The sequence below is a fragment of the Humibacter sp. RRB41 genome, assembly GCF_022761015.1.
GTDB lineage: Bacteria > Actinomycetota > Actinomycetes > Actinomycetales > Microbacteriaceae > Humibacter.
The window spans coordinates 20,445-29,928 of record NZ_JAKWJQ010000010.1 but is presented as its reverse complement, the minus strand read 5'-3'; the positions used below and the strand labels follow the sequence as shown (position 1 = coordinate 29,928).

7 protein-coding genes and 1 rRNA gene are annotated in these 9,484 nt (G+C 66.1%); all 8 read right to left on the bottom strand.

The window, feature by feature from the left end; all coding sequences use genetic code 11:
* Nucleotides 1–61, bottom strand: a 16S ribosomal RNA gene (locus MJ603_RS18395); the annotation flags it as partial.
* 718 nt (nucleotides 62–779) lie between these two features.
* On the bottom strand, nucleotides 780–2,297 hold the full coding sequence (araA, locus tag MJ603_RS18390) for an L-arabinose isomerase (RefSeq protein ID WP_243065217.1): 1,518 nt from the start codon (nucleotides 2,295–2,297) through the stop codon (nucleotides 780–782).
* A 76-nt stretch (nucleotides 2,298–2,373) separates the two neighbouring features.
* The gene (locus MJ603_RS18385) at nucleotides 2,374–4,086 is read right to left on the bottom strand and encodes a xylulokinase (RefSeq protein ID WP_374230970.1); all 1,713 of its coding nucleotides are present in this window, start codon (nucleotides 4,084–4,086) and stop codon (nucleotides 2,374–2,376) included.
* Nucleotides 4,083–4,811, bottom strand: coding sequence for an L-ribulose-5-phosphate 4-epimerase (locus MJ603_RS18380; protein WP_374230968.1), 729 nt, complete (start codon nucleotides 4,809–4,811; stop codon nucleotides 4,083–4,085). The genes MJ603_RS18385 and MJ603_RS18380 overlap by 4 nt, the downstream gene beginning before the upstream one ends.
* A 215-nt stretch (nucleotides 4,812–5,026) precedes the next feature.
* Nucleotides 5,027–6,037, bottom strand: coding sequence for a LacI family DNA-binding transcriptional regulator (locus MJ603_RS18375; RefSeq protein ID WP_243065215.1), 1,011 nt, complete (start codon nucleotides 6,035–6,037; stop codon nucleotides 5,027–5,029).
* Nucleotides 6,038–6,198: 161 nt separating this feature from the next.
* Complete coding sequence (locus MJ603_RS18370; RefSeq protein WP_243065214.1) at nucleotides 6,199–7,137, bottom strand: carbohydrate ABC transporter permease; 939 nt, start codon at nucleotides 7,135–7,137, stop codon at nucleotides 6,199–6,201.
* On the bottom strand, nucleotides 7,134–8,075 hold the full coding sequence (locus MJ603_RS18365; protein ID WP_243065213.1) for a carbohydrate ABC transporter permease: 942 nt from the start codon (nucleotides 8,073–8,075) through the stop codon (nucleotides 7,134–7,136). The genes MJ603_RS18370 and MJ603_RS18365 overlap by 4 nt, the downstream gene beginning before the upstream one ends.
* A gap of 56 nt (nucleotides 8,076–8,131) precedes the next feature.
* Nucleotides 8,132–9,478 (bottom strand): ABC transporter substrate-binding protein, encoded by a 1,347-nt coding sequence (locus MJ603_RS18360; RefSeq protein ID WP_243065212.1) that lies wholly within the window; start codon nucleotides 9,476–9,478, stop codon nucleotides 8,132–8,134.
* Between the last annotated feature and the right edge of the window lie 6 nt (nucleotides 9,479–9,484).

Genomic DNA, 9,484 nt, shown 5'->3' with positions numbered 1-9,484 from the left:
CTTGCATGTGTTAAGCACGCCGCCAGCGTTCGTCCTGAGCCAGGATCAAACTCTCCATAAAAGAAGTTCACCACAACCACCTAAACGGTCATGGAAACCATGTGCGAAAAGACCGGCCGGAAACAGGCCGATACTCCCCGCGAGTTTGTTCTGACTAGAATCGAATATCAACTGACATTCAATATTTATCTAATCCAAAGGAATCCCAACACCAACCAAAAAAGGCCGATGCCGAGGTTATTGGCATTTGACATTGTGCACGCTGTTGAGTTCTCAAGGATCGGACACTCCCGACCATCGACCACGCGGGTCTACTTGTCGGGGTACTAACCCGGCCATCCGTCGATCGCACCCGAGCACGAAGCTCGTGGGTCGAACCAAGGGACAGCTTTCGTTCCTCAGCCAGTGGTTCTCTCCTCGAGAGGAGTAGCGCTTCGGCTTGGGATCGGTCCCGCTTGAGGCCGGAAGCTCTTCGAGCTTTCCGCACCTTTGGGGTGACAAGTGATTACTTTACGTGGAGCGCCGCGGCCGTGCAAATCGCGCCTGCATCCCGGGCGTGGCGCAGATTTCCACGCACGTCCCTCCCGAAAACAGGCACTCCGTACGGGAACAGGCTGATCGTGCCTGTCCCCGCGCGGAGTGCCCGATTGTGCCTGTTTTCACGAGGGCGTAGGGGATTTCATGAGGGCGTAAGGCGCGCGGGGTGCGACTGAGGAGGAACGGGCGCGCTGAGGGCGTAGGGGCGCGAGTAGCCAGAAGGCGCGGGTGGAGCCGGGCGCCTAGATGCCGCGCGCGAGACGGTAGTACGCGGCACTCCACTGCAGCTGCTGCTCGAACTCCCGCGGACGCGTGTGCTCGTCGATGACGACCAGCTCGGTCTGTGCCATGCGCGCGAAGTCTTCCCAGGCATCCAGCCCGACGGCTGTCGACATCACCGTGTGGTGCGCAGCGCCGGCCTGGAGCCACGCCCATGCGGACGTGCGGAAGTCCGGCTGCGGAATCCACACCGCACGTCCCACCGGGAGCTTCGGCAGCGGCGCGGTCGGCTCGACCACGTCCACAACGTTCGCGGTGAGGCGGAACCTGTCGCGCATGTCCGAGAGGGCGACGACGACGGCGGGGCCGGCATCCGCGTTGAAGACGAGCCGCACCGGGTCATCCTTGCCGCCGATGCCCAGCGGATGAACCTCCAGCGTCGGCTTCGCGGTCGTCAGCGACGGGCTCACCTCGAGCATGTGCGCGCCGAGAATGCGCTCCTGCCCCGGCGTGAGGTCGTACGTGTAGTCCTCCATCAGGGATGCTCCGCCCGGCAGCCCGGCACCTATCACGTTCGCGATGCGCACGAGCACGGCCGTCTTCCAGTCGCCCTCCGCTCCGAAGCCGTAACCCTCGGCCATCAGGCGCTGCACCGCGAGACCGGGCAGCTGTTTCAGTGCACCGAGGTCTTCGAAGTTCGTGGTGAAGGCGCCGAAGCCGCCCTCCTCGAGGAACGAGCGCAGCCCCAGCTCGATCGCGGCACCGTCGCGCAGCGACTGGTGCCGCTCCCCGCCGCGACGCAGTTCGGGCACCACGTCGTACAGCTCTTCGTACTCGGCCACGAGGGCGTCGACATCCGAATCGGATGCCTGCGCGACGGCATCCGCAAGCTCATTCACGCCCCAAGTGTTCACCTGCACGCCGAAGACGTGCTCCGCCTCGGTCTTGTCGCCCTCCGTGACCGCGACGAAGCGCATGTTGTCGCCGAAACGGGCCAGTTTGAGCGAGCGGGATGCCTGCAGTCCGGCAGCAGCACGCATCCAGATCGCGACGCGGCCGCTGACCGCCGGGTCGCTGACATGACCGACGACGGTGGTGCGGGGAACGCCGAGACGCGTCTGGATGTACCCGAACTCCCGGTCGCCGTGCGCCGCCTGGTTGAGGTTCATGAAGTCGAAGTCGATCTCGGCCCACGGCAGCTCGACGTTCGCCTGCGTGTGCAGGTGCAGCAGCGGCTTCTGCAAGGCGTCGAGCCCGGAGATCCACATCTTCGCGGGGCTGAAGGTGTGCATCCAGGCGATCACGCCGATCACGCGGTCGTCGGAGTTGGCGTCGAGCATGACGCGGCGGATCTCGTCCGAGCCGGTGAGCACGGGCTTCCACACCACCTTCACTGGAACATCCGTCGCCAGTCGATCCGCGATGCCGCGGGACTGGTCGGCGACCTGCGCCAGCGTCTCGGGGCCGTACAGGTGCTGGCTGCCGGTGAGGAACCAGACCTCGAGGGCGTCGAACGAGGTGGTGAGCGGGGTGCGGGTCATGGCTGTTCCTTACTTATCTGCGTCGTTCTTATCTGCATCGTTGCGGTGGGATGCCGCCGGTGGACCAGCGGGAGAGCTAGAGCGCATCGGCCCCGGCCCGTTCCACGGCGAGGCCGTCGCGGTAGCGGTCGAGGTAGGCGGCGAATCCGGCGACGTCGGCCGGCTCGGGATCGACCACCTGCGAAGCCGCGTCCGCGAACACCCGATCGCTCAGGTACGCGGCCAGATCGCGGTCGGATGCCTCGTCAAGGTAGGCAGCGAGCACGGCGATGCCCCACGCGCCGCCCTCCGCGGCGGTCTCGGCGACAGCGACCGGGGCATCCAGCGCCGCTGCGAGAAAGCGCTGCGCGACACCGGCCGTGCGGAAGATGCCGCCGTGGGCATGCATCCGATCGAGTCGGACGCCCTCTTCGGCGAGCACGCGCATGCCGAGACTCAACGTGCCGAACACGCCGTAGAGCTGCGCGCGCATCACGTTGCCGAGCGTGAAGCGGCTGTCGGGCGTGCGTACGAACAGCGGACGTCCCTCGGTGGTGGCCGTGATCGGCTCGCCGGCGAGGTAGTTGTACGCAAGCAGGCCGCCGGCATCCGCTTCGCCGCCGAGCGCCTCGCGGAACAGCACCTCGAACACGGCATCCGAATCGAGGGGCGTGCCCGCCGCTGCGGCGAACCGGCCGAACATGCCGACCCACTCCGCCAGCTCGCTCGCGCCGTTGTTGCAATGCACCATCGCGACCGGGTCGCCGGCCGGCGTCGTGACGAGGTCGAGTTCGTGGTGCGGATGCCTCAACGCACGTTCCAGCACCACCATCGCGAAGATGCTCGTGCCTGCGCTGACATTGCCGGTACGCGGCGCGACCGCGTTGGTGGCGACCATGCCGGTGCCGGCGTCGCCCTCCGGCGGGCACAGCTGGGCGCCTGGCTGCAGGGTGCCGGAGGAGTCCAGCAGCGCGGCGCCGTCGGGGGTGAGTTCACCCGCTGGCTGGCCGGCGTGGAGGACCTCAGGAAGGAGGGCGGCGAGCGGGGCGTGGGGTGCGGTCAGCGCGCTCGTCGGCCCTTCGACGGTTCCTGAAGTCGAAGCGCGCTTCTCTCGCTCAGGGAGCCGCGAGGAGACAAGGTCGTCGAAGCGACGCAGCAGGTTCTCGTCGTAGTCGCCGGTCGCGGAATCGATCGGGAACATGCCCGATGCATCGCCAACGCCCAAGACCTTGCGGCCGGTCAAACGCCAGTGCACGTAGCCGGCGAGCGTGGTCGTGAAGGCGATCTGGGGGACGTGCGGTTCGGCATCCAGCACCGCTTGATACACGTGCGCGACGGACCACCGCAACGGAATGTTCACACCGAACAACTCGCTCAGCTCCGCGGCGGCAGCCCCGGTATTCGTGTTGCGCCAGGTGCGGAACGGCACGAGCAGCTCGCCGTCGGCGTCGAACGGCAGGTAGCCGTGCATCATGGCCGAGACGCCGATCGCCTTGAGCTGCGTGAGCTCGACGCCGTAACGCTCGCGCACGTCGGTGATCAGGTCGGCGTAAGCGAGGCGGATGCCCGTCCAGATGTCGTCGAGCGTGTACGTCCAGAGGCGGTCGACGAAGCGGTTCTCCCAGGAGTGTGCGCCGGTGGCGATAGTCACGGCCGGGTCGTCGCCGATCAGACAGGCCTTGATGCGCGTCGAGCCGAGCTCGATGCCGAGCACGGCTCGGCCGGAGCGGATGGCGTCGGCGGCGGCAGCGGCAGGAGCGGGCCCTTCGACTCGCTGCGCTCGCTCAGGGAGCTGGGGGGCCGTGCTCACGAGTCGCTCCTGCGGACATCCGTCGCCTGGCCGTACACGTTCTGGTAGCGGTCGTAGAGGCTGTCGATCGACTGTTGCGGAATCGGGACCAGCTCGCCACCCTGGCGTGCGATGTGGACGGTGCGGGCGACATCCTCGACCATGACGGCGGCCTTGACGGCATCCTTCGCACTCGCACCGATCGTGAACGGCCCGTGGTTCTGCATCAGCACCGCGCGGCTGCGATGACCGCTGAGCGTCTCGACGATACCGCGGCCGATCGAGTCGTCGCCGATGATCGCGAACGGGCCAACGGGGATCGGGCCGCCGAATTCGTCGGCCATCGCGGTGATGACGCACGGGATCTCTTCGCCACGCGCCGCCCACGCCACCGCATAGGTCGAATGCGTGTGCACGACTCCGCCTACATCGGGCATATTCCGGTAGACGTATGCATGCGCCGCGGTGTCACTGGAGGGCGAGCGGTCGCTGCCTGCGCTGCCGAGGATGACGTTGCCGTCGAGATCGCAGAGGATCATGTTCGCCGGTGCCAGGTCGTCGTACGAGACGCCGGACGGCTTGATCACGAACAGATCCGCGCCGGGAACGCGCCCGGAGACGTTGCCGCCCGTCCACACCACCAGCCCGTAGCGCACCAGCTCGGCGTGCAGGGATGCGACCTCCTCGCGCGTGCGCTGGATCGCTGCCTCGACATCCGCGTTCGGATCCGTCACGGGTACCTCCATCAGTCTCGTGCTCCCAACAATGTTACCGGTCCCATTTCAGAGCGCCACCCCGTACGCCAATCGCGCGTCACCCGCCGTGTTGGATTTCGGAGATCCACTGCGACACGCCGTGTCCGGTCGTGGGTGGCCGGCGTGTCACGGCGAATCTCCGAAATCCAGCACGCGGGGCACCACGCAACGCCATCTGGCGACGCGGCATCCGCGGCACCCGGGCATCACCGCACCCGCGACGTCGACCCGCGCACGACGAGTCGCGGCGGCGCGACGCCGCCCGTCGCTTCCAGTCCGAGCACCTCGGCTACGCTGCGTCGCGCCTCGCCGTCGGTGTCGATGCGCACGGTCGTGAGCGCCGGACGGTAGTACTCGGCGTCGGTGTTGTCGTCGAAACCGACGATCGACACATCCTCCGGTACGCGGATGCCTTCCGCCGCGAGCCCCGAGATGAGCCCGAGCGCCATCTGGTCGTTGGCGACCACGACCGCCGTCGGCCCGACTCCGGTGCGCACCACCGCCGCGATCTCGGAAGCGAGCGCAGCACCCGACGCCGCCGACCAGTCGCCCGACCAGTGCGCGACGGGAGATGCTGCGACACGTTCCGGACCGGCGACGCGGAGGGCATCCATGAATCCACGCTCGCGCGCGACCTCTTCGAGCCAGTCCCCGGGACCGCCGACGCGGGCGATCCGGCGATGACCAAGCTCGAGCAGGTGCCCGACCGCGAGGCCGGCGCCATGTGCCTGAGCACGTGCGCCTTCCGCCGACGGCAAGGCGCCGACGTTCAGAGTTGGATGCCTTCGCGCGAGCGACGAGACCGAGTCCAGCCGCGGCGCGACCACGATGACCCCGTCGACGCCCTGCGCGAGCAGATGGTCGAGGGATGCCTCGATCGACGCCTCGTCCGCGGCATCCGCATACGCCGTCGTCACCCAGCGGCCGACCGCGCGCGCCGCCGATTCGAGCGCGACCACGCCGACGGACGGTCCGAACAGCGCCGCATTCGACGCGATCACGCCGAGGGTGTGCGTGCGCCTGGTGCCGAGCGTTCGCGCCGCGTTGTTGACGCGGTAGCCGAGGGAGCGCATGGCATCCTGCACGCGTTGCCGCGTCTCATCCCGCACGCTCGGATGCTCGTTGATCACCCGCGACACCGTCTGGGGCGACACTCCGGCGAGCGCGGCGACATCGCGCACGCCCGCGCTGCGCCCGATGCGAGCGTCATCCCCCATGACGAATCACCCTAGCGCCGCGGTTCGGGGTGGAGGTGTTGCGGTTCGGGGGAAGGTGTTGCGGTTCGGGGTGGAGGTGTCGCGGTCCGGGGGAAGGTGTTGCGGTTCGGGGTGGAGGTGTTGCGGCTCGAGGCGGAGGGGCTGGCGCAACGGCAGGTCGCTCATCCCTTGACGCTCCCTGTGGCGATGCCGGACTGCCAGTAGCGCTGAAGAAAGAGGAACGCCACGATCAACGGAATGATCGACACGAACGCGCCGGTCAGCACCGTGGAGAACAGCACCTGCGCGCCACCGCCTGCGGAGGCCGTGGCCTGCCATTGCGCGAGCCCCACCGTTACAGGGAAGAGCGACGGCGTGTTCAGCATGATCAGCGGCAAGAAGTAGTTGTTCCACGTCGCCACGAGCTGGAACAACAGCACGGTGACGATGCCGGGCCCGAGCAGTCGGATACCGATGGTGCCGAAGATGCGATACTCACTCGCTCCGTCGATGCGGGCCGCCTCGAGCAGGCTGTCGTCGACGGCATCCATCGCATAGACGCGCATCAGGTAGACCCCGAACGGGCTCACCAGTGATGGGAGGATGATCGCCCACATCGTGTCGGTCAGGTTCATGTCGGCGAACAAGAGATAAGTAGGGATCGCTAGGGCGGTGAGCGGGACCATGATCGAGCCCAGGATCAGCGAGAACACGGCCGACCGGCCACGGAACCGGTACTTCGCCAGCGCGTAGCCGCACGCCGTCGCCAGAGCGGTGGCTCCGACCGCGCTGACCACGGCGTAGATCACGGTGTTCAGCGCCCACTGCCAGAACACGCCGCCTTGGAACGTGAACAGGTTGCCGATGTTCGCGAAGAACTGGAACGAGTTGCCGAACCAGAGCCCGAACGTGCTGAACAGGTCGGAGTTGTCCTTCGTCGTCGAGATGAACAGCCACAGCAACGGCACCAGAAAGTAGATCAGCGAGATCCAGACGAAGATCGTCAGCAGCGTGCTTCGACGCCTGCCGCGCTCGATCGGCTTGCGTCTGCGTGTTCCGGTGCGCCGCCGGGTCGCGGATGCCCCGGCATCCTGCGTGCGCACGGTCGCGGTCGCGCTCATGCCTGGCGCTCCTTTCGGTTGGCCGCGGTCTGCACCACGAACGACACGATCATGATGATGATCCCGAGCAGGAACGCGATCGCCGCTGCATAGTTGATCTCCTGATTGCGGAACGCCACGTTGTACGCGTAGAGGTTCGGCGTGAAGTCGGTGCCGATCGAGTTCGGTGCGATGTTCGCGAGCAGGTTCGGCTCGTTGAAGAGCTGGAACGAGCCGATGATCGAGAAGATCAGGGTCAGGAGCAGTGCCTGACGGATCGCCGGCAGCTTGATGCTCCAAGCCACTCTGAACTGGCCGGCGCCGTCGATCTCGGCGGCTTCGTAGATGTCCTCCGGCACAGCCCGAAGTGCTGCGTAGAGGATGATCATGTTGTAGCCGATGAACTCCCAGCACACGATGTTCATCGTCGAGCCGAGGATGTTCTGCGGCGACAGCAGATCGGGCGCCTGCAGGCCGAGTGCCTGGAAGATCTGCGTGATCAGGCCGAAGTCGGTGCCGTACAGATACCCCCACATCAACGTGGCGACCACACTGGGCACCGCGTACGGAACAAAGATGAGCAGCCGCGCCACCTTGCCGCCGCGCACGCGCTTGCTGTCCAACGCGAGGGCGAAGCCGATGGATGCCACGAGCATGATCGGAACCTGAATGAACAGGAACAGTCCCACTCGGCCGAGTCCGGCCCAGAAGCTCGGATCCTGAAGAGCCCGAACGTAGTTCGCCAGCCCGCTGAACACCTCTCCGCCGACGAGCTGCGATGTGAAGAGGCTCAGGTAGGCCGAATAGAGCAGCGGTGCGAGGAACATCGCCGCGAAGATCAGGAGAAAGGGCGCGATGAGCACCCATGCCGCCCTGGTCTGCGCCCCGTCGAGGCGACGTGGGGTGCGCGCGGGCCCCGAGGCACGCGCGGCTCGCGCTCGGTTGGAAAGTACTGTCATCTTCGACTCCGTTCGTGGGTGCCCGGCCCGGGCGGCATGGCCCGGGCCGGACCGTGCTACTTGACGGTGAAGCCCTGCTGCTTTCCGTAGGACACGACCTGTTGCTGCCACTGGGCCAGCGCAGCCTTCAGGTCTCCGTGATTCGCGATCGCCTTGCCGAGAGTGTTCGTGTAACTCGAGTTCACGTAGTCCATGTAGGGAAGCCACTCGAACTTCTTGTCGACCGTGCTCGAGACGCCAGCGAAGAACTTGTTGACCTGTTGTCCGCCGTAGAACTCGCTCTTCTGGTCGACGAACTTCGGATCGGTCAGCGTCGCGTTGGTCGTCGGGAACAGGAACTGCTTGTTGGCGAGCATCACCGTGGATGCCTCGTCGTTGTTGATGAACTTCGCGAGCTCGTACGCGGCGATCGGATTCTTGGTTGCCGCCATCACGGCATCCGACGACCCGCCCCAGTTGCCGGAGACGTTCGCGCCGGCCGTCCACTGCGGGATGTCGCCCGCGCGCCACTTGCCGCTGGTGCTCTTCACCGTGCCCTGCAGGAAGACCGGGCCCCAGGCCGCGACCAGCCAGCTCGCGTACTTGTTCTGGGCGAGCCCTTGGTAGTAGGCATCCGTGAAGTCCGGGTCGGTAGCGACCAGGTTCTTGTCGATCAAGTCCTGCCAGTACGAGACCACTTTCTGGTTCGTCGCCGAGTCGAGGTCGACTCCGACCGTCTTCTTGCCGTCGTAGCTGAACGGCTTCGCTCCGGCCTGCCAGAAGAAGCTGATCATCTGGAACATGTCGTTGCCGGGCAGATCGGTGATGTACGACCCGGTCTTCGACTTCACTGCGGCCGCAGCCTTCGCGAAGTCATCCCAGGTGGCAGGAGCTCCGCTCAGCCCGGCCTGCTTGAAGATGTCGTCCCGATACAGCGTGCCGAGCGGGCCGGAATCCTGTGGGATGCCCCACACGCCTGACGAGTTGGAGACCTGGTTCCACACCCAGTCGACGTACTCGCTTTTGAGCTTGTCCGCGCCGTACGGCTCCAGGTTGAGCAGGCTCTTCGTCTGGGTGAACGACGGGATGTAGTCGTACTCCATCTGGGCGACGTCGGGAACGCCCTTGCCCGCCTTCAACGCGGCACGCAGCTTGGGATAGTGCTGCGCTCCACCGGTGGTGTTGACGACCTTCACCTTGATCTTCGGATATTTCTTCTCGAAGAGGTTCACCTCGTTCTGGATGTCAGGCACCCAGGTCCAGAAGTTGAGCGTGGTAGGCGTGTTCATGGCCTTGTCGATCTCGGCCTGAGTCACCGGCTTGGTGGAGTCGGTGGTGCCGCCGGAGGCGGAGCATCCGCTCAGCAGCAGCGCTAGAGCCGTGGCGCCGGATGCCAGCGCCAATGCTGTGTTTCGGAACTTCATCGTTGA